The sequence below is a fragment of the Vogesella facilis genome (genome assembly GCF_042648525.1).
Lineage (GTDB): Bacteria > Pseudomonadota > Gammaproteobacteria > Burkholderiales > Chromobacteriaceae > Vogesella > Vogesella facilis.
The window spans coordinates 390710-416233 of sequence record NZ_JBHRXN010000031.1 but is presented as its reverse complement, the minus strand read 5'-3'; the positions used below and the strand labels follow the sequence as shown (position 1 = coordinate 416233).

The 25524-nt window shown below is 65.9% G+C and carries 24 protein-coding genes; 10 read left to right on the top strand and 14 right to left on the bottom strand.

The window, feature by feature from the left end:
• Positions 1-62: 62 nt before the first annotated feature.
• Positions 63-1430 carry a GGDEF domain-containing protein gene (locus tag ACFOLG_RS13135; protein ID WP_386092571.1) on the bottom strand — a complete coding sequence of 456 codons (1368 nt, stop codon included), beginning with the start codon at positions 1428-1430 and terminating at the stop codon, positions 63-65.
• A 375-nt stretch (positions 1431-1805) separates the two neighbouring features.
• On the opposite strand from ACFOLG_RS13135, the gene ACFOLG_RS13130 reads away from it, so the two are divergent.
• Complete coding sequence (locus ACFOLG_RS13130) at positions 1806-2384, top strand: DNA-3-methyladenine glycosylase I (protein WP_386092570.1); 579 nt, start codon at positions 1806-1808, stop codon at positions 2382-2384.
• A 103-nt stretch (positions 2385-2487) separates the two neighbouring features.
• On the opposite strand, the gene ACFOLG_RS13125 is transcribed toward ACFOLG_RS13130, so the two are convergent.
• From ACFOLG_RS13125 to ACFOLG_RS13115, 3 genes are read right to left on the bottom strand one after another with little or no spacing between them, the layout of a single operon-like run.
• A complete protein-coding gene (locus tag ACFOLG_RS13125) occupies positions 2488-2871 on the bottom strand; it encodes a DUF1987 domain-containing protein (RefSeq protein ID WP_386092568.1) in 384 nt (127 codons plus the stop codon).
• Positions 2872-2873: 2 nt separating this feature from the next.
• Positions 2874-3434 (bottom strand): SiaB family protein kinase, encoded by a 561-nt coding sequence (locus ACFOLG_RS13120; RefSeq protein WP_386092566.1) that lies wholly within the window; start codon positions 3432-3434, stop codon positions 2874-2876.
• Positions 3431-4681 carry a SpoIIE family protein phosphatase gene (locus tag ACFOLG_RS13115; RefSeq protein WP_386092564.1) on the bottom strand — a complete coding sequence of 417 codons (1251 nt, stop codon included), beginning with the start codon at positions 4679-4681 and terminating at the stop codon, positions 3431-3433. The genes ACFOLG_RS13120 and ACFOLG_RS13115 overlap by 4 nt, the downstream gene beginning before the upstream one ends.
• A gap of 194 nt (positions 4682-4875) precedes the next feature.
• Between ACFOLG_RS13115 and ACFOLG_RS13110 the strand changes: the two genes are divergently transcribed.
• From ACFOLG_RS13110 to ACFOLG_RS13095, 4 genes are all read left to right on the top strand, one after another.
• A complete protein-coding gene (locus ACFOLG_RS13110) occupies positions 4876-6057 on the top strand; it encodes a PQQ-dependent sugar dehydrogenase (RefSeq protein WP_386092562.1) in 1182 nt (393 codons plus the stop codon).
• 160 nt (positions 6058-6217) lie between these two features.
• Positions 6218-6604 (top strand): VOC family protein, encoded by a 387-nt coding sequence (locus tag ACFOLG_RS13105; RefSeq protein WP_386092560.1) that lies wholly within the window; start codon positions 6218-6220, stop codon positions 6602-6604.
• Positions 6605-6733: 129 nt separating this feature from the next.
• Positions 6734-8116 carry an ATP-dependent RNA helicase DbpA gene (gene dbpA, locus ACFOLG_RS13100; RefSeq protein ID WP_386092558.1) on the top strand — a complete coding sequence of 461 codons (1383 nt, stop codon included), beginning with the start codon at positions 6734-6736 and terminating at the stop codon, positions 8114-8116.
• A gap of 105 nt (positions 8117-8221) precedes the next feature.
• The gene (locus tag ACFOLG_RS13095; RefSeq protein WP_386092556.1) at positions 8222-8482 is read left to right on the top strand and encodes a DUF2164 domain-containing protein; all 261 of its coding nucleotides are present in this window, start codon (positions 8222-8224) and stop codon (positions 8480-8482) included.
• A 66-nt stretch (positions 8483-8548) separates the two neighbouring features.
• Here ACFOLG_RS13095 and ACFOLG_RS13090 read toward each other — a convergent pair whose 3' ends face one another.
• The 6 genes from ACFOLG_RS13090 to ACFOLG_RS13065 form a co-directional block, all read right to left on the bottom strand.
• Entirely contained in the window at positions 8549-10852 is a 2304-nt protein-coding gene (locus ACFOLG_RS13090; RefSeq protein WP_386092554.1) for a Tex family protein, read from the bottom strand.
• 132 nt (positions 10853-10984) lie between these two features.
• Entirely contained in the window at positions 10985-11341 is a 357-nt protein-coding gene (locus ACFOLG_RS13085; RefSeq protein WP_349585862.1) for a SpoIIAA family protein, read from the bottom strand.
• A gap of 73 nt (positions 11342-11414) precedes the next feature.
• Entirely contained in the window at positions 11415-12245 is an 831-nt protein-coding gene (locus tag ACFOLG_RS13080; protein WP_386092552.1) for a DMT family transporter, read from the bottom strand.
• Entirely contained in the window at positions 12242-13099 is an 858-nt protein-coding gene (locus tag ACFOLG_RS13075) for a DMT family transporter (protein WP_386092550.1), read from the bottom strand. The genes ACFOLG_RS13080 and ACFOLG_RS13075 overlap by 4 nt, the downstream gene beginning before the upstream one ends.
• A gap of 2 nt (positions 13100-13101) precedes the next feature.
• Positions 13102-13620, bottom strand: a complete 519-nt coding sequence (locus tag ACFOLG_RS13070; protein ID WP_386092549.1) for a hypothetical protein — start codon at positions 13618-13620, stop codon at positions 13102-13104.
• Between the two features lie 69 nt (positions 13621-13689).
• Positions 13690-14799 carry an aromatic ring-hydroxylating oxygenase subunit alpha gene (locus tag ACFOLG_RS13065; RefSeq protein ID WP_386092548.1) on the bottom strand — a complete coding sequence of 370 codons (1110 nt, stop codon included), beginning with the start codon at positions 14797-14799 and terminating at the stop codon, positions 13690-13692.
• Positions 14800-15267: 468 nt separating this feature from the next.
• Here ACFOLG_RS13065 and ACFOLG_RS13060 point away from each other — a divergent pair, with 468 nt between their 5' ends.
• Both ACFOLG_RS13060 and pta read left to right on the top strand, forming a co-directional pair.
• A complete protein-coding gene (locus tag ACFOLG_RS13060; protein WP_386092546.1) occupies positions 15268-16464 on the top strand; it encodes an acetate/propionate family kinase in 1197 nt (398 codons plus the stop codon).
• A gap of 3 nt (positions 16465-16467) precedes the next feature.
• Entirely contained in the window at positions 16468-18558 is a 2091-nt protein-coding gene (pta, locus tag ACFOLG_RS13055; protein WP_386092545.1) for a phosphate acetyltransferase, read from the top strand.
• A 114-nt stretch (positions 18559-18672) separates the two neighbouring features.
• On the opposite strand, the gene ACFOLG_RS13050 is transcribed toward pta, so the two are convergent.
• Positions 18673-19002, bottom strand: a complete 330-nt coding sequence (locus tag ACFOLG_RS13050) for a hypothetical protein (RefSeq protein WP_386092542.1) — start codon at positions 19000-19002, stop codon at positions 18673-18675.
• A gap of 233 nt (positions 19003-19235) precedes the next feature.
• On the opposite strand from ACFOLG_RS13050, the gene ACFOLG_RS13045 reads away from it, so the two are divergent.
• Complete coding sequence (locus ACFOLG_RS13045; protein ID WP_386092539.1) at positions 19236-20714, top strand: methyl-accepting chemotaxis protein; 1479 nt, start codon at positions 19236-19238, stop codon at positions 20712-20714.
• A 75-nt stretch (positions 20715-20789) separates the two neighbouring features.
• On the opposite strand, the gene ACFOLG_RS13040 is transcribed toward ACFOLG_RS13045, so the two are convergent.
• On the bottom strand, positions 20790-21575 hold the full coding sequence (locus ACFOLG_RS13040; RefSeq protein ID WP_386092536.1) for a Cof-type HAD-IIB family hydrolase: 786 nt from the start codon (positions 21573-21575) through the stop codon (positions 20790-20792).
• Positions 21576-21726: 151 nt separating this feature from the next.
• Between ACFOLG_RS13040 and ACFOLG_RS13035 the strand changes: the two genes are divergently transcribed.
• Positions 21727-22527 carry a DeoR/GlpR family DNA-binding transcription regulator gene (locus ACFOLG_RS13035; RefSeq protein WP_386092534.1) on the top strand — a complete coding sequence of 267 codons (801 nt, stop codon included), beginning with the start codon at positions 21727-21729 and terminating at the stop codon, positions 22525-22527.
• A gap of 85 nt (positions 22528-22612) precedes the next feature.
• Here ACFOLG_RS13035 and rimO read toward each other — a convergent pair whose 3' ends face one another.
• Entirely contained in the window at positions 22613-23902 is a 1290-nt protein-coding gene (rimO, locus tag ACFOLG_RS13030) for a 30S ribosomal protein S12 methylthiotransferase RimO (protein WP_386092531.1), read from the bottom strand.
• Positions 23903-24052: 150 nt separating this feature from the next.
• Positions 24053-24616, bottom strand: a complete 564-nt coding sequence (gene phaR, locus ACFOLG_RS13025; protein ID WP_386092530.1) for a polyhydroxyalkanoate synthesis repressor PhaR — start codon at positions 24614-24616, stop codon at positions 24053-24055.
• A gap of 225 nt (positions 24617-24841) precedes the next feature.
• Here phaR and ACFOLG_RS13020 point away from each other — a divergent pair, with 225 nt between their 5' ends.
• Entirely contained in the window at positions 24842-25393 is a 552-nt protein-coding gene (locus ACFOLG_RS13020) for a phasin family protein (protein WP_386092528.1), read from the top strand.
• Positions 25394-25524: the final 131 nt, after the last annotated feature.

Here is a 25524-nt window from a genome sequence, read left to right as displayed (position 1 = left end):
AAATGCAACAAGCGGCATGCTCCTCCCGGAACATGCCGCTTGCCGGCAACAGCAGCCGCTGCTCAGGCCGCCAGGATCACCCGGTTGCGCCCCAGGTGCTTGGCCTCGTACAAGGCCGCGTCGGCACGGCGCAGCCAGTGCTCGACATCGCTGTCTTCATGATGCGCCATGGCCACGCCGATGCTGATGGTCAGCTGCACCTCGGCGCCCCCCTCGCTGATCAGCGCCGCCGCCACCCGTTGCCGCACCCGTTCCGCCACTTCCAGCGCCGTTTCGCACTCGCAGCGCCGCAGTAGCAGCACGAACTCCTCGCCGCCAAAACGGCCGGCCAGATCGCTGCTGCGCACTTCGCGCCGCAGCATGCCGGCCACCATGCGGATCGCCTTGTCGCCGGCCATGTGGCCGTGCCTGTCGTTGATGTGCTTGAACAGATCGATATCCAGCATCAGCAGCGCCGCCTCCTCGCCGCGCAGCCGGCTGGTATGCCAGCACTCCGCCAACGCCTGGTTGGTACTCTGGCGATTAGCAAGGCCGGTCAGGCCGTCGGTGCGCGCCTGTTCCGCCAACTCGGCATTGGCGCGCTCCAGCTGCGCCAGCAGCTGGTTGTTGGTACGATGCCAGTGCAGGAACATCTGGTAGCCGAACATGCCCATGAACACCGACACAAAGGCAATCACCCAGAAAAACGCCCAGATCATGGCGGACAGCCGATCGGCCGCGAAGCTGAGCTTGGCAACCGACTGGCTGTGCACCTCGGCCTGCACGCTCTCGGTGCCCAGCCAGATGGTGGTCAGCGCGTAGATCAGCACGCCGATGATCAGCGCGCCCATCAGCTGCAGCACCAGCTTGCGCGACTCGGTGGGCTGAATCGACAGCAACTGCTGGTGCGCGCCCAACCAGACCTCCACCCGCGGCCAGGTCAGCGCCAGCAGCGGCGCCACAATCAGCGAGCTCTGCAGGAAGTTGCCCAGCCACCAACCCTGCCAGATGGCGAACAGCGCCACCTGGTCCACCCGGTTGGTGTAGCACCACACCAGCGCCGCGGCGGAGCTGAACATGCTGCCGACGAAGGCCATCTGCAGGAAAAACACCAGCGCACGCCAGGAAAACAGCGAGCATGGCATGGCAATGGCGCGGTAGCCCAGCACCATCACCCCCAGCCCGATGGGGTTACCGCAGGCAAACAGCAGCGCCCAATACCAGGGCATGCCGGCGTACAGTGCCAGGGTCAGCGTGGACAGATAGGCCGGCAGCGCCCCCCAGCCCCAGCCGAAGCACAGCGCCCACCAGGTACAGATCAGCAGCGGCGGATAAATGGAAACGTACAGCTCGGCGCCGCCAAACTGCAACGCCTGCCCGGACCAGGCATAGATCACCGAGGCCAGCCCCAGCGAGATGCTGAGCAGGATGGACAGGAGCCAGGTGGCCAAGAAGGTCGTCTTTTGCCCGGTAGTGCCGTTGCGCCACAAACGCCGGAAGCTGACGCTATGGTACGCGTCAGCCATATTCACGGCGGCAGGAGGCGGCAGGTCGGCACACAGAGTCATGGCATGATTTCGAAATGGTGGACGTATGCTGACGGGCGGCCCGTCATGCAGATGGCAATCACTGGCTTAACCCTATCAGTAAACCCTATCACTATTAAGTTAAAACGCGACCAGTTTCAAAAAAAGTTTAATGTCATGACGTGCCACGCACAAAATGGCCGCCCGAGCCCGACACATGTTGGCCGCATGCCGGCTGCGCCACCATCACGCCACCACGGCGGCAGCCCGGCTGCCGCCACAACCAGAGAGAAACGCGACATGACCACCTTGCAACGCTGCGGCTGGTGCGGCGACGACCCGCAATACATCGCCTACCACGACGACGAATGGGGCCGCCCGGTGCACGACGACACCCGGCTGTTCGAGATGCTGGTGCTGGAGGGCGCCCAGGCCGGCCTGTCGTGGATCACCATCCTGCGGAAGCGCGACAACTACCGCCGGCTGTTCCACGGCTTTGATCCGGCCAGAGTGGCCGCCATGAACGAAGCCGACGTGGAACGGCTGCTGCTGGACGCCGGCATCGTGCGCAACCGGCTGAAAGTGAACAGCGCCATCCGCAACGCCCGCGTGTTCCTGGCCATGCAGCAGCAGTACGGCAGCTTCGCGCGCTGGCTGTGGCAGCAGGTCGACGGCCAGCCCATCGTCAACCACTGGGCCAGCCTGGCCGACTGCCCGGCCAGCACACCGCTGTCGGACCGCATCAGCAAAGCGCTGAAGCAGCACGGCATGAATTTTGTCGGCAGCACGGTGATCTACGCCTTCCTGCAGGCCACCGGCGTGGTGAACGACCATCTGCTGAGCTGCCCCAACCATCCGCAGCATCACGCCGCGCGCTAGCGGCTACCGGCTCTACCCTGGTCTGCCCGCACACCAAGCCAGCCGCAAGCAAGGTTGGCCGCATGCGCGCCAGCCGCGGCCAGGCTTTATGCCGCCGCGGCGCTCAGGCCAGCTCCAGCAGCTGCACCTCCAGCGCACCGTTGTCGTCGGCCACTTCCTGGCCGAATTCCATGATGGTGTCGTCGTCCGGGTCGCTGTGCCACTGCACCGTCACGTAGTTGCCGGCCACCGCGGCGGCGTTCAGCCGTTCGAAGATGGCCAGGATCGCCTTGGTGCTGGCGCTGTTGAAATAGGCCAGCTGCACGTCCACGATGATGCGGCTGCTGCTCTGCTGCGCCAGGTAGCCATGCAGCGCGTGCATGAGCGGCTCGAAGAACACCGCGGCGTTTTCCGGGTAGCACTCGCCCTTCAGCGCCAGATAGTGGTTGGCAAAGTCGAAGTTCACTTCCGGGCTGAAACTGGTGGCGGCAAGATAGATGTTTTGCATGATCAGATAGTGGCTTTCAGATAGAACATGGTGGTCGGGCTGTCCGGGCCGTGCTCGTCGGCGAAGTCGAACTCCACCGGGCCGGACGCGTCGCGCGCCACGGTGAGGAAGCCCAGCCCGGCCCCCTTGCTTTCGGCGTCGTTGTCGGCGCGCAGCTTCTGCTTGTACAGCTGCTTGATGTCGTCGTTGCTCATGCCCAGAAGCGGCGCCAGCTTGTCGCGGATGCGGCCAACCTGGTTGCGGTCCACCGGGTTGGCGCACACCACGTAGAACTGCCCCAGGTGCTCGCCCACCCACAGCGCGCCGCGGCGGATCTCGTGGTCATCGCTCTCGCTGGCGGTAAGGTGCTCGGCGGAGTAATGCACCACGTTCTGCGCCATCTCGATGAACACCGAGAACAGCTTGCGGCGCTGCACATTGCTGGCGTCGGTCTGGTTCAGCCGCAACCGCAGCGCGTCGGCCATGGCGGTAACGATGGCCTGCGAGAAATAGCCGGTGTAGAAGAACACCACGCTCTCGTCGCGGGCCAGGTTCTGGAAACGGAAGAAAGCGTCCAGGCTCATGCGCGCTGCTCCGTGAAATGCACGCCGAACAGGCTGACGTCGTCGCGGCGGCTGTTTTCGCCCTGCCAGTGGTGGAAGGCGTCCAGCAGTGCCTGGCGCTGTGCCGCCATCGGCTGCTGGGCGTGCTTGAGAATCTGTTCCTTGAAGCGCTTCTTGCCGAAGCAGATACGCTTGGGGCCGCCGATCTGGTCGATGATGCCGTCGGTGCTGATGTACAGCCGGCTGCCCGGCTTCAGCTTCACGCGGTGGTTGTCCCACTGGTAGTCCAGCGGCGTGGACACATAGCCGACGCCCTTCTTGTTGCCGTCGATCACCTCCACCGCGTCGCCGCCCTTGGGCAACACGAAGATCGGCGTCTTGGCGCCGGCAAAGGTCAGCGTGTGGCTGGCGTGGTCGTACCAGCAGAACGCGCAGTCCATGCCGTCGTCGGAGCGCACCTCGATGTTTTCCTCCACCTGGTGCTCGTCGGCCGACAGCTGGCCCAGCGACTCCTTCACCTGGCGGTTGATGGCCGACAGCAGCGCCGCCGGATTGTGCAGATCGTAGGTGCCCAGCACCTGTTTCAGTGCCGAGGCCATGATCAGTGTCATGAAGGCGCCGGGCACGCCGTGGCCGGTGCAGTCGATCACCGCCACGAAAAAGCCGTCGTCGCGCTTCACGAAGTAGTAGTAGTCGCCGCCCACCACGTCGCGCGGCTCCCAGGCCATGAAGTAGTCGTCCAGGCAGGCAGCCATGTCGCGGCGCGAGCTTTGCAGGAACGATTGCTGGATCACCGAGGCGTAATTGATGCTGTCCATCATCTGGCGATGCTTCTGCGCCTGCTGGTCGGCCAGCGCCTGCACCAGCGACACCCCCAGCCCCACGCCGGCGTAGTCGCCATCCACGGTAATCAGAAAGCCATCGGACAGCACCTTGTCGCCGCGCGACAGCGCCAGGTAGGACAGCTCGGTCAGCGGCAAGTGGTAGTCCACCACCAGCGGGTTGGCGTCCATGAACGCGGTGCACGGCTTGCGGCCGAAGATCTCGCGGTGAAACGGCCGCGCCAGCATGCTCATGAAATGGTTGCGGTTGATGATGCCCAGCGGCGCGCCATCGCGCACCACCGGCAGGTTGGACAGCTCCGGCTGGCTGCTGAACAGCTCCAGCACCTGGTAATTGCTGCTCTCCGGCGTTACCACCGGCGGGCTTTGCAATAGATGACCGGCTACCTGGGTTACCGCAGACAGCGCGGCACGATCGCTATGCATGGTGAATTCCTGCGTCGACAAACAATGCCGGCAGTGTAGGCAGCCCGCATTACTGGCAGGTGACGGCAATTTGAAATCACTGTTAAACAAAAGCCGGCAAATTGTTCGTCATTATTAAACGCTTGCTCAAAAATGCCACGTGGCGGCGGCACAAAGCCAGCACCGTGCCCCGCCGGCTGTTTTATAGTCAGCAGATGCCATCTGCCTGCCGCCACGCCATGCGCCGCTACCTGCTACTGCCCCTGCTGCTTGCCAGCCTGCCCGCCGCCCATGCGGCCAACTGCGACGGCCTGCCGGCGCTGGCCGCGCCCACCGCGCCCGGCCTGTGCGCCGGCATCGTCGCCGACGGGCTGCACCAGCCGCGCGGCATCGCCGTGCTGGCGGACGGCAGCGTGCTGGTGAGCGAAATGCGGCGCTGGGACGCTCCAACCGGACGACTGTTGCGCTTTAGCCAGCAAAATGGCCGCTGGCAGCGGCAGACGCTGCTGCGCCAGCTGGATCGCCCGCACAGCGTGGCGCAGCTGGCGGATGGCAGCATCCTGCTGGGCGAGGTTGGCCGCATCAGCCGCTTCAACCTGGCCAATCCGCAGCAGCGCCAGACACTGGCCACCCTGCCCGCGCGCCAGCGCCACCCGCTGACCACCTTCACCCTCGCCGGCGACACGCTGTACGTGAACATCGGCAGCAGCAGCAACAACTGCGAGCAGGCCAGCGCGGCGCAGCGCCAGGCCGGGCGCTGCGCGGAGGTGGAAGGCGACGCGGCCACCGGCGTGGTGCGCCGTTACCGCTGGGACGGCAGCGCGCTGCAGTACCAGGGCGTGTTCGCCCGCGGCCTGCGCAACAGCATGGCCATCTCCGTGCACCCATCCGGCAGCGTGCTGCAGGTGGAAAACAGCCGCGACGGCATCCACCTGCCGCTGGGCCTGCCCGACGACAACGAGCTGCCGCACGACGAACTGAACCTGCTGCAGGCCGGCCGGCACTACGGCTGGCCGTTCTGCTACGACAACGCGGTGACGGCGCCGGAATTTCCTGGCTATAACTGCCGGCAGAGCGCCAAGCCGCTGCGGCTGCTGCCGGCGCATGCCGCGCCGCTGGGGCTGGCCTGGTGGCAAGGCGGCAACGCCCCGGCGGCCTGGCGCGACTGGCTGGTGATCGGCTACCACGGCTACCGCCAGCACGGCCAGCGCGTAGTGGCCTTCGCCAGCGATGCGCGCGGCCTGCCGCGCGGGGCGGGCGTCACCCTGCTGGGGCCGTGGCGCGGCCAACATGGCCCGGCCGGGCCGGTGGAAATCAAGGCGGCAGCGGACGGCAGCCTGTGGCTGACCGACGACCGCAACGGCCAGCTGCTGCGGCTGGTGGCCCACTCACGCTGACCAGCCGGCCACCGCCTGCTGCGCCGGCGCGGCACAACGGCGCCCCGGCAGCGCAGCGGCGCCTTCCCCGCCGTAACGCGTGCGGCACGCCGCCGGTCACGCATTGCCATCGGCATAGGCAAATCACATAATGCGCCGTCCCCCACCCAAGGAGCCCAGCATGATCGACCACACCGGCATCAGCGTCAGCGACTTTGCCCGCAGCAAGACCTTCTACCAGGCCGCACTGGCGCCTATCGGCTACCAACTGCTGCTGGAATTTAGCGCCGCCGTTACCGGTCGCAGTGACGTGGCCGGCTTCGGCGAGCCGCCCAAGCCGGATTTCTGGCTCAGCCACGGCACGCCGAACCAGCCGCCGCTGCACGTGGCGTTCCGCGCCGCCAACCGCCAGCAGGTGGACGCCTTCCACGCCGCGGCACTGGCCGCCGGCGGCCGCGACAACGGCGCGCCGGGGCTGCGGCCGCACTACCACCCAGACTATTACGGCGCCTTCGTGCTGGACCCGGACGGGCATAACATCGAAGTGGTCTGCCATCAGCCGGCCTGAGCACCATCACGCCCCCGCAGGCCGGCCGTGCGGCCAACATCCGCCGCCGCCGGCGTGCGCCAAGGTTGGCCGCAAGCCCCCTTGCTGCTACACTCCCGCGCCTTAGTCCGTTTCCATAGCCAAGTCATTGTGAACAAAGCCAAATTCTCCAGCCTCAACCTGCCTGACGCTCTGGTGTCCAACCTCGATAGCCTGGGCTATCACAGCATGACCGCGATCCAGGCCGCCAGCCTGCCCGCCATCCTGGACAACCGTGACGTGATTGCGCAGGCCAAGACCGGCAGCGGCAAGACGGCGGCGTTCGGCTTGGGCCTGCTCACCAGCATCAACCCGCGCTGGTTCGCCATCCAGGCACTGGTGCTGTGCCCCACCCGCGAGCTGGCCGACCAGGTGGCACAGGAAATCCGCCGCCTGGCGCGCAGCATCGACAACGTGAAGGTGATCACCCTGTGCGGCGGTACGCCGATGGCGCCGCAACGCGCCTCGCTGGAACACGGCGCGCACATCGTGGTGGGCACCCCGGGCCGGCTGCAGGATCACCTGTCGCGCGGCACGCTGGAGCTGGCCGGGGTCAAGACCCTGGTGCTGGACGAGGCCGACCGCATGGTGGACATGGGCTTCATCGAGGAGATCGTCGGCATCGTGCGCGCCTGCCCGCGCCAGCGCCAGACGCTGATGTTCAGCGCCACCTACCCGGACAACATCCGCAAGCTGGCCGAGCAGTTCATGAAGAACCCGCACATGGTGCAGGTGGAAGCGCTGCACGACGCTGGCCAGATCGAGCAATGGTGGTACGAGATCGACCCGGATCACCGCCTGGAGGTGGTGGCGCGCATCCTGCAAAGCGTGCGGCCAACCTCGGCGCTGGCGTTCTGCAACACCAAGCAGCGCTGCAAGGAGCTGGTCGACGCACTGCAGCAGGCCGGTTATTCCGCCATCGCGCTGTACGGCGAACTGGAGCAGCGCGACCGCGACCAGGTGCTGGCCCGCTTCGCCAGCAAGAGCGCCACCGTGCTGGTGGCCACCGACGTGGCGGCGCGCGGCCTGGACATCAAGGAACTGGACCTGGTGATCAACGTCGACGTGGCGCACGACCCGGAAGTGCACATCCACCGCATCGGCCGTACCGGTCGCGGCGAAAAGCACGGCCTGGCGCTGACCCTGGTCAGCCCCAGCGACGCCCGCCGCGCCTCGGCGATCGAGGAATACCAGAAGGCCGACCTGAACTGGGAAGAGCTGGACGACCTGAAGCCGGCCCCGGGCGGTGCGCTGCTGCCGCCGATGGTGATGCTGGAAATCGCCGGCGGCAAACGTGACAAGCTGCGCCCCGGCGACATCCTCGGCGCGCTGACCGGCGAAGGCGGCCTGAGCGGCCCGCAGGTAGGCAAGATCACCGTGTTCGAGTTCAACACCTTCGTGGCGCTGGACCGCCACATCGCCGAACAGGCGTTCGGCCGCCTGTCGCGCGGCAAGATCAAGGCCAAGCAGTACAAGATGCGCCTGCTGGACTGAGCTGCCGCCAGCCCGCATGCTGCCGCGACCGCCCGCCCGGGTGTCGCGGCATTTTTATTGCCCGCCGCACGGCCCCGCCGAGCGGCAACAGCACAAGGTCGCCCCATGCGCATTACCCTGGACAAGGCCCGCCGCGAGCAGGCCATCGCCTCGCTGCAGCGCTACGGCGCGGAAAACTTCGACGAACCGCCGGGCCGGCTGCAAAGCGAGGCGCTGCTGGACTTCCTGCTGGCCGAAATCGGCCCCGCCATCTACAACCGCGCGGTGCACGACGTGCAGCAGCGACTGCTGCAGCGGGTGCAGGAGGTGGACATCGAGGTGCACGCGGAAGAGTTCGACTGGTGGCAGGCACGGCGCCAGCGCTGAGCCGGCCGCCACTCCAAAAAAAAACAGCCCGGCCGCAGCCAGGCTGTCTTGCGCGGCAAGTCGCGCTTATTTCTTCGCCAGCTTGGCGAACGCTGCCGCCATGGCGCCGCCGGCCGGCTCCTGCGCCTGCTGGCGCGGCTTGCCGCCAGCACGCGGCTCGCTGCGGCCGGCACCGCTGCGGCTGCTGCTGCCCGGCTCATCGTCCAGGCGCATGGTCAACGCGATGCGCTTGCGCGGCACATCCACCTCCAGCACCTTCACCTTCACTACCTGGCCGGCCTTCACCACCGTGCGTGGGTCGTCGACGAACTTGGTCGATAGCGCCGAGATATGCACCAGGCCGTCCTGGTGCACACCGATGTCGACGAAGGCGCCGAAGTTGGCGACGTTGGTCACCACGCCTTCCAGCAGCATGCCCGGCTGCAGGTCCTTGATGTCCTCCACCCCGTCCTTGAAGGTGGCGGTGCTGAATTCCGGACGCGGGTCGCGGCCCGGCTTTTCCAGTTCCTTCAGGATGTCGATCACCGTGGGCAGGCCGAAGCGCTCGTCGGTGTAGTCGCTGGCGCGCACGCTCTTGATGAAGCTGATGTCGCCGATGATGTCCTTCACCGCGCGGCCAGTCTTGCCGACGATGCCCTCCACCAGCGGGTAGGCTTCCGGGTGCACCGAAGAGGCATCCAGCGGGTTGGCCCCGCCCATGATACGCAGGAAGCCGGCCGCCTGCTCGAAGGTCTTGTCGCCCAGGCGGCTGACTTTCAGCAGCTCGCGGCGGCTCTTGAAGGCGCCGTTGGCGTCGCGGTGGGCCACGATGTTGGCCGCCAGCGTGCTGTTGAGGCCGGAGACGCGGGTGAGCAGCGGCACCGAGGCCATGTTCACGTCCACGCCCACGGCGTTCACGCAGTCTTCCACCACCGCGTCCAGGCTGCGCGCCAGCTGGCTCTGGTTCACATCGTGCTGGTACTGGCCGACGCCGATGGATTTCGGGTCGATCTTCACCAGCTCGGCCAGCGGGTCCTGCAGGCGGCGGGCGATGGACACCGCGCCGCGCAGGCTCACGTCCAGCTCCGGGAATTCCTTGGCCGCCAGCTCGGAGGCGGAGTACACCGAGGCGCCGGCCTCGCTGACCACGATCTTGGTCATACCCAGTTGCGGGAAGGCGCGGATCAGCTCCTGCGCCAGCTTGTCGGTTTCGCGGCTGGCAGTGCCGTTGCCGATGGCGATCAGCTGCACCCGGTGACGGGTGCACAGCGCCGCCAGGGTGGCGATGGAGCGGTCCCAGTCGCGGCGCGGCTCGTGCGGGAAGATGGTGCTGGTATCCAGCAGCTTGCCGGTGTTGTCCACCACCGCCACTTTCACCCCGGTGCGCAGCCCCGGGTCCAGGCCCAGGGTGGCACGCGGGCCGGCCGGCGCCGCCAGCAGCAGGTCTTTCAGGTTGGCCGCAAACACCTTGATCGCCTCGGCATCGGCGGCTTCCTTGATGCGCGACATCAGTTCCAGTTCCAGCGACAGGAAGATCTTGGCGCGCCAGGTCAGGCGTACGCTGTCCAGCAGCCACTTGTCGGCGGCGCGGCCGGCATCCTTGATGCCGAACTGTGCGGCCACCAGCTCCTCGTAGGCGGAGCGCTGCGTCAGCGGGGTATCGTCCGGCTGGTACTTCAGCGCCAGGCTCAGCACGCCCTCGTTACGGCCGCGCAGCAGCGCCAGCGCGCGGTGCGACGGCGTGGTTTTCAGCAGCTCGCGGTGGGCGAAGTAGTCGGCAAACTTGGCGCCTTCCTGCTCCTTGCCGGCCACCACGCTGGCGGCCAGCTCGGCCTCGCTCCACAGCTTGTCGCGCAGGCGGCCCAGTAGCGCGGCGTCCTCGGCAAAGCGTTCGATGAGGATGGCGCGGGCACCGTCCAGCGCCGCCTTGGTATCGGCCACGCCCTTGTCGGCGTCGACATAGCCTGCGGCCAACGTTTCCGGCACTTGCGTCGGGTCGGCCAGCAGGCTGTCGGCCAGCGGCTCCAGCCCGGCCTCGCGCGCAATCTGTGCCTTGGTGCGGCGCTTGGGCTTGTACGGCAGGTACAGGTCTTCCAGCGTGGTCTTGTTGTCGGCACCGTAGATGGCGGCCTGCAGTTGCGGCGTCAGCTTGTCCTGCTCGGCAATGCTTTTCAGGATGCTGTCGCGGCGCTCGTCCAGCTCGCGCAGGTAACCCAGGCGTTCGCCGAGCATGCGCAGCTGGGTGTCGTCCAGGCCGCCGGTGGCTTCCTTGCGGTAGCGGGCGATGAAGGGAATGGTGGCGCCCTCGTCGATCAGGGCAATGGTGGCGCTGACTTGCGCTTCGCGGACATTCAGTTCGGTAGCCAGGCGGCTGGCGATGCTCTTCAACATGCGGCGTGATTCTGTGCGAAAAAACGGAAGCCGCTACTGTAACGGCATACGCCGGAAAAGCAAGCCGCGCGGCGCCAAAAGCACAAGGCCCGGCATGCGCCGGGCCTTGTGCTGGCAGAACTTGCGAGCTGCTTACACCGCCACCGGGCGCAGCAGCCAGGCCTGCGCCTCTTCCACGGTGTCGAAGTATTCCGGGTGGCTGCGGGTAAGCAGGCCGGAGATATGCGCCGCCAGGTTGATCCACACATCGTTGCGCACGATGGCGAAGCGGCCGAAATCGTTCTCGTGCGCGCGCATGAAGCGCACTTCTTCCATCGCCATGTCCAGCGTGAAATCCTTCATGCCGGACAGGTCCAGCAGCACATCCGGCTTGCCATGCTCTTCGGCGCGCTTGAGCAGCGCCTGCTCCAGCAGCTTGAAATCGCCGAGGGTGAACTCGTTGAACAGCGCCACATCCAGGCCGTATTCCTGTTCGCGGATGGAAATCATGTCGGGCTCCTTTCTGGGTAACGGCAACCAGCCCCCTTGCGAGCGGTGCCAACGGTCATGCTCAGTCTGAATTCTAGCGGCGGCTGGCCAGAATGCCGCTGAGAATAATCAAGCCCATGGCGGCCAGCTCGCCGGCGCTCAGCACATGCCGCCACACCAGCACGCCGAACAAGGCGGAGAACACCACGGTGAGATAGGACAGATTGGCCACCAGCAGCTTGCGGCCAACCTTGTAGGCGCGGGTCATCGCCAGCTGCGCCACCATCGCGGTGGCACCCAGCCCCAGCACCCACGGCAGGTTGGCCGCGGTGAGCGGCTGCCAGTCCTGCCCCAGCATCAGCAACAGGCCGCCCAGGGTGGAGATCAGCGCAAAGTAAAACACCGTGCGCCATTCCGCCTCACCGGCCTGGCCCAGCTCGCGCACATGCAGGTAGGACCAGCCGGCGAGGAAGCCGGAACCCAGCCCGATCACCCCCGGCCACAGCCCCACCCCCAGCAGCGTGGGCTTGAGCAGCAGCGCCACGCCGGCAAAGCCCAGCACCATCGCCAGCAGCGCCGGCGGCGCCAGTTTCTCGCGCAGCAGCAGCACCGACAGCAAGGCCAGGAACAAGGGCGAGGTGTAGTTGAGGGTGACGGCGGTGGACAGCGGCAGATGGCTGATGCCGTAGAAGTAGCACAGCAGCGAGATGTAACCCAGCACGCCGCGCCGCAGGTGGCGGCCCAGCAGCGGCGTGGCGAACGACTGCCGCCGCAGCAAGGCATTGCCGCCCAGCAGCAGCACGGCAAAAGCGGTGCGCCAGAACACCAGTTCCACCGTCCCCAGTGTGGCGGCGGCCAGTTTGACGAACACGCCCATCAGGCCGAAGCTGCCGGCGGCCAGCAGCATCCACAGCGCACCGTTCATCGGCCGCCCCGGATCGCCAGCAAGCCGCAGGCCACGATCAGCAGCATGCCGGTCAGCGCCGACGACGCCAGCACCTGGCCCTGCAGCAGCACGCCCAGCAGTGCGGAAAACACCACGGTGAGATAGGACAGGCTGGACACCAGGTACTTGCGCCCTTCCTTGTAGGCGCGCGTCATCGCCAGCTGCCCCCACAGGCCGAACAGGCCCACCGCCACCAGCTGCAGCAGCGCCGGCAGATCCGGCAGCGAGAAGCCGCCGCGCAGCAGCACCATGCCGAGGCCGAACAGCGAGGCCAGCAGGAAGAACCAGAACACGATCACCGACGGCGCCTCGCCCAGCTCGCCCAGCTCGCGCACGTGGAACACCGCCAGCCCGGCGCACAGGCCGGAGCCCAGGCCGATCAGCCCCGGCAGCCACTGGCCGGCATCAAAGCTGGGGCGCAGGATGAAGCTGATGCCGGCAAAGCCCAGCAGCAATGCCAGCAGCACCGGCGGCGACAGCCGCTCGCCGCGCAGCAGCACGAAGCACAGCGCGAACGACAGCGACGAGGTGTAGTTGAGGGTGACCGCGGTAGCCAGCGGCAGGTGCGCCAGCGCGTAGAACAGCATTGCCATCGACAGATAGCCCATCAGGCTGCGCTTGACGTGCGCGCCGACATGACGGGTGAGCAGCTGCTCATGGCGGCGCAGCATGGCCGGCAGCAGCGCCAGCAGGCCGACAAAGGTGCGGTAGAACAGCACCTCGAAGGAATCGAAACGGGTGCCAAGGTTGGCCGCAAAGAAGCTCATCAGCGCAAAACACAGCGCGGCGATCACCATCCAGCCCGAGCCCAGGCGGGCAAACCACTGCTGCATGCCTATGCCCCCTTGCCGCCACGTAGCACGGTGGCGCCCAGGCACAGCGCGGCAAAGGCCTTGCGGTAGCGGTGAAACTCGGAGGCATTGGCGGCACAGTCGGCCAGCAGCGCGTTGCGGCCGTCCTGCTGCACCACGCGCAGGTGATTGCGCACGATCCACAGGCTGTTCTGCACGTATTCGCCCTCGCGGTATTCCAGCACCAGGCGGCCGGTGGTGCGCTGCAGCTGCACCTTGCCGGCGCTCTCGCGCTCGCCCTGCGGCTTGCGGTAGCTGTCGGCCAGCCTGGCCATCGGCTCCTTGCCGCGCAGGCGCTCGCGCCACAGCCGCACGCTGACGCCGCTGCGCTCGCGGTCTTCCACCTGCGGCGGCAGCACGCGGATGCCGCCCTGGCTGTCCGGGCGCACCTTCCAGCCGGCCGGCAACTCGAAGCTCACACCCAGATCGGGGTTACGGTACGGCGCCGCGTAAGCGGCAGAGGCAAGCAACAGCAGGACAGGCAGCAGGCGGTAACAGCGCATGGAGGGCAATCGGCAAATAAAAAGGCGCGGAAATCCGCGCCCTTTTATTGTGCCGCACAATACAGTGTCTTAGCCAGCCAGTTGTTCGCCCATCAGCCGGCGGTAGAACTCGTGGAAGTGCTGCATGCCGTCCTCGGTGGGCGACTGGTACGGGCCGACCTCGCTCTCGCCGCGCAGCCACAGCGCCTTACGGCCCTCGTGCATGCGCTGGCAGATTTCGTCGTCCTCCACCGCGGTTTCGAAGTAGGCGGCCTGCTCGGCTTCGATGAAGTCCGGCTCGAACCACAGGATGTCTTCCGGGTAGTAGAACTCGGTGATCACCGTGCACTGCTCCGGTCCCTTGGGAATCACCACGCTCACCACCAGCACGTGCGGGTACCACTCCACCATGATGTTGGGGTAGTAGGTCAGCCAGATGGCGCCGAACTCCGGCTGCTGCTCGGCGTAGCGCTTGATCACTTCCTCGTGCCACTTGCCGTACACCTTGCTGCCGGAGCGCGCCAGCTTGTTCTTCACCCCCACGGTCTGCACGTGGTAGTGGTCGCCCCACTCCCACTGCAGGTCGCCGCAATCGACGAAGTTGCCGAGGCCGGGGTGGAACGGGTCCACGTGGTAGTCCTCGGAATACACCTCGATGAAGGTCTTCCAGTTGAAGTTGTATTCGGTGGTGAACGACTTGTGAAAGCCGTAGCCTTCGAACGTCATGTGGCTGGCCACGCCCAGCTTGGCCAGGTCGCGGCCAACGTCGCGGCGGGCGTCGAACAGCAGGCCGTTCCAGCGCGTCAGCGCGGTCTGGTTCAGGTTCAGGCACGGCGTTTGCGGGAAATGCGGCGCGCCCACCAGCTGGCCGGCATTGTCGTAGGTCCAGCCGTGCAGATTGCACACGATATGGTTGCCGTTGCCGCGCCCCTGGTAGATCAGGGCCTGGCGGTGACGGCAGACATTGGAAATCAGCTTGATGTCGCCGGCGACATTCTTGAGCATCTTGCCGTGGCCCATCCAGGCCAGGGTGTGATAGTCGCCGGCGTTCGGCACCATCAGTTCGTGGCCATAGTATTGCGGGGCATCGGCAAACAGGGTCTTCTGTTCCAGCGCGTAATAGGCCGGGTCGAAGTAGGTATGAATAGGCAACTGCGCGGCAGAAGCCTGGAGCAACTGGGACGAAGCCAGATCAGACATTATTCCCACACCTCCGTGGAAGAAGATATAAGACCAGCCGAATCTCGCTCTTAACGAGTTTACGGAGAGCTATAAAAAATAAAAATCAATTGCCAGCGTGGCTTATCTGCGGCCAGCCCTGCAATCGAGGCCGGGATTTTGGGCCAAATCCCCCCTCGGGGCAAGCACTTTTTGTCCCGGTTTTTTGCCAGAAGTCAACAGGTTGCGGCATTTAATAGCACCAACGCGGCAAATTTGAAGTTTATGTCGCAAATTCCGTTTACATTCATGACCTTGGCGTGCAGCGATCGCACAAACACCCCGCCCGGCGGCACGGCGGGAAACCCCTATGGTGCAATGCACCACAAACAGCGATAATGCCGCTTCCCGCCACGCAGACAGCCCGTTCTGCCGCGTGCGGCAATAACAACAACACGCAACCACGGCACAGACTCCTTGTTTCGCAGTCTTACCGCTTACGGATCCAACATGATCACCCACACTCTCGTCATCAACTGCGGCAGCTCGTCGCTGAAATTCGCGCTGATCAACCCGCAGACCCAGGCCACCACGCTGACCGGCCTGGCGGAAAAACTCGGCCTGCCCGATGCCTGCATCAGCTTCAAGCAGGACGGCGCCAAGGTGGAGCTGTCGCTGGCGCAGGGCGACCACGCCGGCGCCATGCGCGCGATCCTGAGCTACCTGAACGAGCGTGAACTGACCGGCAGCGTGACCGCCATCGGCCACCGCGTGGTGCATGGCGGCGAGACCTTCCAGCAATCCACCCTGATCGATGCCGGCGTGATCGCCGCCATCGAGGACTGCGCGCGCCTGGCGCCGCTGCACAACCCGGCACACCTGCTGGGCATCCGCACTGCCATGCAGTGCTTCCCCGGCCTGCCGCAGGTGGCGGTATTCGACACCGCCTTCCACCAGAGCATGCCGCAGCATGCCTACCTGTATGCGGTGCCGATGCGGCTGTACCGCGAGCACGGCGTGCGCCGCTACGGCTTTCACGGCACCAGCCACCGCTATGTCAGCGCCGAGGCGGCGCGCATGCTGGGCAAGCCGCTGGCCGACACCGCGCTGGTCAGCGCCCACCTCGGCAACGGCGCCTCGGTGGCGGCGGTGCTGGGCGGCAAGAGCGTGGACACCAGCATGGGGCTGACCCCGCTGGAAGGGCTGGTGATGGGCACCCGCAGCGGCGACATCGACCCCGGCGTGTTCGGCTACCTGGCCACCGAGCTGCACACCGACATCCAGGGCGTTGCCGACATCCTCAACAAGCAGTCCGGCCTGCTGGGGCTGTCCGAGCTGTCCAGCGACTGCCGCGAGCTGGAGCAGGCCGCCGCCGACGGCCACGCCGGCGCCATCATCGCGCTGGAGGTGTTCGCCTACCGCCTGGCCAAGCAGATCGCCGCCATGACCGTGGCGCTGGGCCGCCTGGATGCGCTGGTATTCACCGGCGGCATCGGCGAGAACTCGCCGCTGCTGCGCGGCAAGGTCATCAAGCAGCTGGGCTTCCTCGGCCTGCAGCTGGATGTTGCGGCCAACGAGGCGGCCTGCCGCGGCCAGTCCGGCCGCATCAGCCGCGCCGACGGCACCGCCGCGCTGGTGGTGAACACCAATGAAGAGCTGATGATCGCGCTGGATACCGCCGCCCTCACCGGCCAGCAAGGAGCGTAAGCAATGCGCACATTCCTGATCGCCCCGGTCGGCTTCGACGCCGGCCTGACCTCGGTATCGCTGGGCCTGGTGCGGGCGCTGGAGCAGGACGGCCTGAAAGTGGGCTTCGTCAAACCGATCGCCCAGGGCGGCAACGGCGACGAACCGGAACGCTCCACCCACTTTGCCCGCGAGCTGTGCCACCTGAACGCGCCGGCGCCGATCAGCATGGAACGCGCCGAGCACCTGCTGAGCCAGGGCCAGCTCGACCAGCTGCTGGAAGAGGTGGTGAGCCTGTACCAGCAGGCGGCGGCCAACGTCGACGTGGTAATCGTCGAGGGCCTGGTGCAGGACCAGCAGCACGTGTTCACCACCTATATCAACAGCAAGATCGCGCGCACCCTGCAGTGCGACGTGGTGCTGGTGAGCAGCGGCAGCGACCTGCCCAGCCACGAACTGGCGGAAAAACTGGAAATCGCCATCCAGGCCTTCAACGGCGGCAGCGGCCAGATCGCCGGCTACATCCTCAACCGTCTGCAGCCGGAGCAGCAGGCCCGAACGTTGGCCGCAGAAATCTCCGCCAGCAGCCGGCTGATCCAGGCACGGCGCATTCCGTGCCTGGGCGGCATTCCGCTGGAGCCGGAACTGATGGCGCCGCGCACGCTGGACGTGGCCAACTACCTGAAGGCGCGTCTGCTGCACGCCGGCCAGCTCACCCGCCGCCGCGTGCTGAGCATGTCGGTGATGGCGCGCTCGGTGCCGCACATCGTGCACCTGCTCAAGCCCGGCGCGCTGATCATCGCCCCCGGCGACCGCGAGGACGTGATCCTGGCCACCGCCATGGCGGCGCTCAACGGCGTGCCGCTGGCCGGCCTGCTGCTGACCTGCGGCGCCGAGCCGGACCCGCGCGTGGCGCAGCTGTGCCACAAGGCGTTCACCAGCGGCCTGCCGGTGCTGTCCATCGACACCAACACCCTGGACACCACCACGCTGATCGCGGCGATGAACCGCCAGGTACCGTCCGACGACCTGGAGCGCATGGAGCGGGTGGTGGATTTCGTCGCCGAGCACCTGAACTGCGCCACGCTGCAGCAGCGCATCGGCGAAACCAGCGAGAAGCGCCTGTCGCCGCCGGCCTTCCGCTACCAGCTGATGGAAAAGGCGCGCCGCGCCGCCAAGCGCATCGTGCTGCCGGAGGGCAACGAGCCGCGCACGGTGAAGGCCGCCGCCATCTGCCACGAGAAGGGCATCGCCCACTGCGTGCTGATCGGCGACCGCAACGAGATCACCCATGTCGCCGAGGCGCAGGGCATCACCCTGCCGGCTAGCGTGGAGATCGTCGACCCCAACGAGGTGCGCGCCCGCTACGTGGCGCCAATGGTGGAACTGCGCAAGAGCAAGGGCCTGAACGCGCCGATGGCCGAGCAGCAGCTGGAGGACAACGTGGTGCTGGGCACCATGATGCTGGCGCTGAACGAGGTGGACGGCCTGGTATCCGGCGCGGTGCACACCACCGCCAACACCATCCGCCCGGCGCTGCAGCTGATCAAGACCGCGCCGGCGGCCAAGCTGGTGTCCAGCGTGTTCTTCATGCTGATGCCGGACCAGGTGCTGGTATACGGCGACTGTGCGGTGAACCCGGACCCGAGCGCGGAAGAGCTGGCCGACATCGCCATCCAGAGCGCGGATTCTGCCGCCGCCTTCGGCATTCCGCCGCGGGTAGCGATGATCTCCTACTCCACCGGCTCCTCCGGCAGCGGCGACGACGTGGAGAAGGTGCGCGAAGCCACCCGCCTCGCCCGCGACAAGCGCCCCGGCCTGCTGATCGACGGCCCGATGCAGTACGACGCCGCCAGCGTGGAAAGCGTGGGCAGGCAGAAGGCGCCGGACAGCCCGGTGGCCGGCCGCGCCAACGTGTTCGTGTTCCCGGACCTGAACACCGGCAACACCACCTACAAGGCGGTGCAGCGCTCCGCCGGCGTGGTGTCGGTGGGGCCGATGCTGCAGGGGCTGAAGAAGCCGGTGAACGACCTGTCGCGCGGCGCGCTGGTGGACGACATCGTCTACACCATCGCGCTCACCGCCATCCAGGCCGAGCAGATGCCGGTGACCTAAGCCGGCCACGGCCCGGCACCACGCGGCACCGGCCGTGACGATGCCGTGCCACCGCACGTGACAAGGCCCCCGCCAGGCGGGGGCCTTGTCACGTGCGGCCAACCTTGCGGCGCGTCAACTGCTGCCGAGATCGAACTCCACGCCCGGCACCGCTTCCGGGCGGTTGGCATGCTGGATCGCGCGACAGGCGGCCAGCGCCTCGCTGCGCAGCGGCTCGTCCAGCTTGTCCCACAGATCGTTTACCGCCGCGGCCAGCAATTGCCCGCCCAGGCATTCGCTGCTGGCGTCCAGCACCTGCGCCAGCGCCTGCAATTGCAGCGCCTGCTCGGCGCCCAGCGGCAGCTTTTGCAGCCGTACCGACGAGCTCTTCACATCGCAGCAGGCCAGGCCGTGATCCCGGCGCGACAGCAGCTCGCTCAGCTGTTTGTCCAGCATCTGTCCCATGATTCATCTCCATCCCGGTTGTGTGTCCTCAGCATAGGCCAGCCGCGGCGCTTTTCCAGGCTGCGCAAAACTTGAAAACAATTGTAAGCAAGCAAAAAAACCGTTTCCAGCCAGCCGCTTGTCGAATTCAAACAATTGTTTTAGCCTGTTGCTCGCTGCATAGACAGCTCCAACAAAGCATGAGTCGCGCCCGCACAAGAGGCGCCGCCAACACGACAACGCGAGGAAACAACATGTCTCTCAACGCCATCACCGAGTGGTTCATTCCGGAGGCCATCCGCCAGGATGCCGAAGGCCTGATCCGCGCCCGCACCGTGGTCAGCGTCGGCCTGCTGGCCGGACTGATCGCGCCGCTGTTCGCCATCTCCTACTTCAAGCTGCACCACCCGGCGATGGGCACCGGCATCGTGGTGGGCGGCGTGGCCATGCTGCTGGGGCCGCTGCTGCTCAAGCTCTCTTCCGCCCTCAAACTAGTGGCGCAGTTCATCGTGCTGGTGATGTACGGCATGGTGGCGTGGATGGTGTATGTCAACGGCGGCATCATGTCCACCAGCATCATGTGGTTCGCCTCGGTGCCGTTTGCCGCCATCTTCGTCAGCGGCCGCCGCTCCGGCATCGTGTGGACGCTGCTGACCTTCGTGATGATCGCCGTGATGTTCCTGCTGTCCGCCGCCGGCGACATCCCGCCCACCCCGATCGCGCACGAGGAGCTGCCGATCCTGCAGGCCAAGTCGCTGATCGGCCTCACCCTGGTGGTGCTGAGCCTGGCACTGGCCTACGACCGCGCCAAGTCGCGCAGCTTCGCCAAGCTGGAGCAGGCGCGCGAGGCCGCCGAGCATGCCACGCTGGCGATGAAGCAGATGATGGAGCAGGTCACCCGCTCCATCAGCGCCGCCTCCAGCGAGAGCCGCGACATTGCCGGCAGCACGCAGATGATCGCCCGCACCATGAGCGCGCAGCGCCACCGCGCCGAAGACATGGTGGTAATCGCGCAGCAGATGGCGGTGGTCACCAGCCAGACCGCAGCGCAGTCGCACAGCGCCACCAGCATGGCGCACAACGCCGGCACGGCGGCCAACGACGGCGGCACGGCGATGGATCAGGCCGTCAGCCAGCTCAATCAGGCCGGCGAGGTGATCGTGCACGCGGTGGAGCGCATGGAAGACCTGGGGCAGCGCAGCACCGAGGTGAACGGCATCGTGCAGCTGATCCGCGACATTGCCGACCAGACCAATCTGCTGGCGCTGAACGCCGCCATCGAGGCGGCGCGCGCCGGCGAGATGGGCCGCGGCTTCGCGGTGGTGGCCGACGAAGTGCGCAAGCTGGCCGAACGCACGCAGCAGGCCACGCTGGACATCGAGCAGAAGATCGGCCTGATCGTCAGCGGCACCAACCAGGCCATCGACGCCATCCGCAACGGCAACCAGCAGGTGAATGCCGGGCGCCAGCACGCGGTGGATGCGCAGCAGCGGCTGGGCGGCATCATCCGCGACACCCACGCGCTGGCGCAGCTGTTGCGCGAGGTGTCGCATGCCGGCGAGAACCAGAACCAGGGCTTCGCCCAGTTCGCCGGCGACATCAGCGCGGTAGGCGACGCCAGCCGCACCCTGTCCGGCGAAACCGACACCATCGCCAGCGCCACCGAGCGGCTGGACAAGCTGATGGCCGAGCTGGGCGAGAGCGTGCGCCAGTTCCACCTCGCCACCGCCTGACGCCGCGGCACAAAGCAAAACCGCCTGGCCGGATCAGCGGCAGGCGGTTTTTTATTTGCGGCCAACCTTCGCCGCTCAGGCGAAGGCGCGCTCCAGCACGCCGGCCACCGCCGAGTCGGCATGGTGGCCGATGGCACGCGCCTGCGGCACCTTGCCGCTCAGCCGTGGGCTGGCATTGGCCATGCGGTGCGGATGACCGACTAGCTGCAGCATCTCCACATCGTTCTGCGCATCGCCGAACGCCGCGCAATGCTCGGCGGCGATGCCCAGCCGCGCCAGCAGCAGCGACAGCGCACTGCCCTTGCTCACCCCCGGCGCCATCACCTCCAGGTAGCAATCCTGCGAGTACACCAGTGCCAGCTGGCCTTCGAAGCGGTACAGGATGTCCCGCTCGATGGCCGCCAGCGCGTCCGGCGCAGCATAGTAGATGATCTTGGCGACATTGCTGCCGTGGTAATCGGCCAGGCTGTCCAGCTGCTGCGCCTTGCCGGCATAGGCCTGCAACGGCCCCTGGTAGCGGCAGGCCAGCCGCTCACTATCCAGGTACAACGCCATCTCGGCATCGCCGGCCAGCGCCGGCTGCACCAGCTTGTTCACCAGCGCCGGCGGCAGGTTGGCCGCATACAGCTCGCTATCGTCATGACCGTGCACGCGCGCACCGTTGGAGCTGATCACGCTGATCGGCAGATCGCGGCCCGCCGCCAGAATATCGCGCACGTCGCGGTGGTGGCGGCCGGTGGCGACGATCAGCTGGCAGCCGGCGGCGGCGGCGCGACGCAGTGCCTGCCAGCTGCGGGCGTTGACGCGGGAATCGGCATCCAGCAGGGTGCCGTCCAGATCGGTGGCGATGGCGCGGAACATGGTGCTCTCCTCAGTGACAGTCACGCCAATTGTGCACCTTCACGCACAAACACGCAAACAATCGTGCAAAAACATATGCAGCATTCGGCAAAAAATTGACCTGTCGCGCCCGATGCTGCACGATTGCGCAAACTTTACCGGCCAAACACGCATGAACAGCGACCACACCCTGCTCCGCCCCGGCAACAGCAGCCTGCCCGGCGAACGCCAGCTCTACATCCGCCAGCTGCTGCTGCAGGATGGCCGCGTGCTGGCCACCGAACTGGCGCAGACGCTGGGGGTGTCGGAGGACTCCATCCGCCGCGACCTGCGCGAACTGGCCGCCAGCGGCGCCTGCAAGCGCGTGTACGGTGGCGCCATCGCCATGACACCCAACACCGGCAGCTTCAGCGAACGCAGCCAGGAGAACGTGGCCAGCAAGGCGCGGCTGGCGGCGGCGGCGGTGCAGCTGCTGCAGCCGGCACAGTTCGTGTTTCTGGATTCCGGCACCACCAATCTGGAGATCGCCCGCGCGCTGCCGGACATGCCGCTGACCATCGCCACCAACTCCATCCCCATCGCCGCCGCCCTGCTCGGCCGCCAGCAGTTCGACGTTACCCTGGTGGGCGGGCGCATGGATCACCGCATTGGTGGCACCATCGGCACCGCCGCCGCGCTGGAGGTGCAGGCGATGCGGCCGGACATCTGTTTTCTGGGCACCTGCTCGGTGGACATCGAGCTGGGCATCGGCACCACCATCGCCGAGGAGGCCGCGTTCAAGCGCCTGCTGGTGCGGCAGTGCAGCCAGATCGTGCTGGCGGTCACCAACCAGAAGCTGGGCACGGCCTCGCCGTTCGCGGTGACGCCGCTGGCGGAAGTGAGCCGGCTGGTGATAGAGGCCGACGCCGAGCCGCACAAGGTGGCGCAGCTGCAGGGCAGCGGCGTGCCGCTGCTGTTCGCCGCGCGCGGCTGAAGCTCGCCAAACGAAAACGGCGCGCAGTTCTCACTGTGCGCCGTTTTGCTTGCGGCCAACGTTGGCCGCATGAAGCCCGGGTGGCTTACACCCGCTCACCCCACAGGTCATGCTCGCTGGCGTCGACGATGTCCACTTCGACAAAGTCGCCGACATTCAGCCCAGCCGCATCCTCGACAAACACCAGGCCGTCGATTTCCGGCGCATCGGCGTAGCTGCGGCAGATGGCGGTACCTTCTTCGTCGATCTCGTCCACCAGCACGGTGCAGCGGCTGCCGATGCGGGCAGCCAGGCGCGCAGCGGAGATTTCCGCCTGCACTGCCATGAAGCGCTCCTTGCGCGCTTCCTTCACCTCTTCCGGCACCGGCTCGGCCAGCTCGTTGGCGGCGGCGCCCTCCACCGGCGAGTAGGTGAAACAGCCGACGCGATCCAGCTGCGCTTCGCGGATGAAGCTCAGCAGCTCTTCGAAGTCTTCTTCGGTCTCGCCCGGGAAGCCGACGATGAAGGTGGAGCGGATCACCAGCTGCGGGCAGATCTCGCGCCATTTTTTGATGCGGCCGAGCACGTTCTCGCTGTTGGCCGGGCGCTTCATCAGCTTGAGGATCTTCTGGCTGGCATGCTGGAACGGGATGTCCAGGTAGGGCAGGATCTTGCCTTCCGCCATCAGCGGAATGATGGCGTCCACGCTCGGGTACGGGTACACGTAGTGCAGGCGCACCCAGATACCGTGCTTGCCCAGCTCCTCGCACAGTTCGAGCAGGCGGGTCTTGATCGGGCGGCCGTTGTGGAAGCCGAGCTTGTATTTCACGTCCACGCCGTAGGCGGAAGTGTCCTGCGAGATGATCAGCAGCTCCTTCACCCCGGCCTTGGCCAGGTTGGCCGCCTCGGCCAGCACGCTGTCGATGGCGCGGCTGTCCAGGTCGCCGCGCATCGACGGGATGATGCAGAAGGTGCAGCGATGGTTACAGCCTTCGGAAATCTTCACGTAGGCGTAGTGCTTGGGCGTCAGGCGCACGCCGATGTCCGGCACCAGGTCGACGAACGGGTCGTGCGGCTTGGGCAGGTGGGTGTGCACGTGCTCCATCACCTCGTCGGTGGCGTGCGGGCCGGTAATGGCCAGCACCGACGGATGCGCCTCCTTCACCACCTCGCCCTTGGCACCCAGACAGCCGGTAACGATCACCTTGCCGTTCTCGTTCAGCGCCTCGCCGATGGCATCCAGCGATTCCTGCACCGCGGCATCGATGAAGCCACAGGTGTTGACCACCACCAGGTCGGCACCATCGTAGGTACCGGAAATTTCATAACCCTCGGCGCGCAGGCGGGTGAGGATCTGTTCGGAATCGGAAGCCGCCTTGGGACAGCCCAGGCTCACGAATCCGACTTTTGGAGCAACATGCGACATGTAAGTGCCAACCCTGGAAGTTCAAAAATACACAAAGCCGGGCCCTGCAAGCAGGGTCCGGCTGTGGTAAAGCGTTGCGGATTATAGGAAAAACCGCGCCAGAAAAAAACTGGCTAGTGCTTATTTTTTATCGTCGTCCTGGCTCGGCGGGTAGGCCGGGAAGCCAAAACCGGTAAACATGGTACGCGCCTGCTCCTGCATGCGGTTCTGCATGTCGAGGAACATATTGGTGCTCTGATCCAGGTAACTGGTCATCATGTTCTGCATCGCCGGCCCCTGGAAGTTCAGGAAATCGGACCACAGCTTGGCGCCCATCAGCGGATTGTTTTCGCCATACATGGTCTTGGCCTGTTCCTGCATGCGTTGCTGCAGCTGCGCAAACATCTGCAGGTTTTTCTCCAAGAACGGCCCCATCATGCCCTGCATCGCCTGGCCGTAGTAGCGGATGAACTGGGTCAGCACTTCGTAGCTGAACATCGGTGAGCCACCGCTCTCCTCTTCCAGAATGATCTGCAGCAACACACTGCGGGTGATGTCATCGTGGCTCTTGGCATCCACCACCTGAATGTCCACGTTGTCCAGCACCAGCTGCTTTACATCGCCCAGGGTGATGTAGGAACTGGTGGCGGTATCGTACAGACGACGGTTCGGATACTTCTTGATGACCCGCTTCTCAACACTCATGTATCACTCCCAGCATTATCGTTTTGTTGTGTGCCGCCACATTACCATATTTGCAACACACTAGAGTAAAACTCCTAGGCGCTGATGTTGCACTGCGCTAAGATCGCCCCGTCATTGTGCAACGCACAATACGGCCGCGAATATTGTGCGATGCCGCAGCAATAAAAACAACGTCTGCTGTGCAGTGACAGCCATACCAACATCAACTGCGAGTGAGGGTTTGAGATGATGACTACCAATGAGCAACTGAACAAACTGTCTTTTGGCGCGCTGGATATTGCGTTCCGCATGGCACAAATTTCGCTGGACAGCACCGAGAAATTCGCCAAGCTGAGTCTGGCGCTGTCCAAGCAGTCGCTGGAAGACAACGTCAAGCTGGCACGCGAGCTGGGCGACGTGAAAGAGCCGCAGCAAGCGGTGAGCAGCCTGAACCAGCTGGCCGCCCGCAACCTGGAACAGGCGGTGGCCAACTCCCGCAATGTCTACGACATCGTGTCGCAAACCCAGGCCGAACTGGGCAAGCTGGCCGAAGACAATTTCAACGAGCTGAACAAGAGCGTGATCGGCAATCTGGAGGCGCTGACCAAGAACGCCCCGGCCGGCTCCGAAACGCTGGTGAACACCCTGAAGTCCGGCCTGGCCGCCAGCACTGCTGCGCTGCACACCCTGACCAAGGCCGGCCAGCAAGTGGTCGAGTTCGCCGACAGCAGCGTAAAAGCCGCCAGCAGCGCCACCGCCGATGCAGTGAAGAGCGCCGCCAAGCGCACCGCCGGCTAAGCCAGCCAGCGCGCAACAGCAAGGGCCGTCATCGACGGCCCTTTTGCTTTGCCAGCCGCACAAAAAAGGCCGTCACGCGACGGCCTTTTTCCTGGCGACCATGCGGCCAACCTGCAAGGTTGGCCGCATGC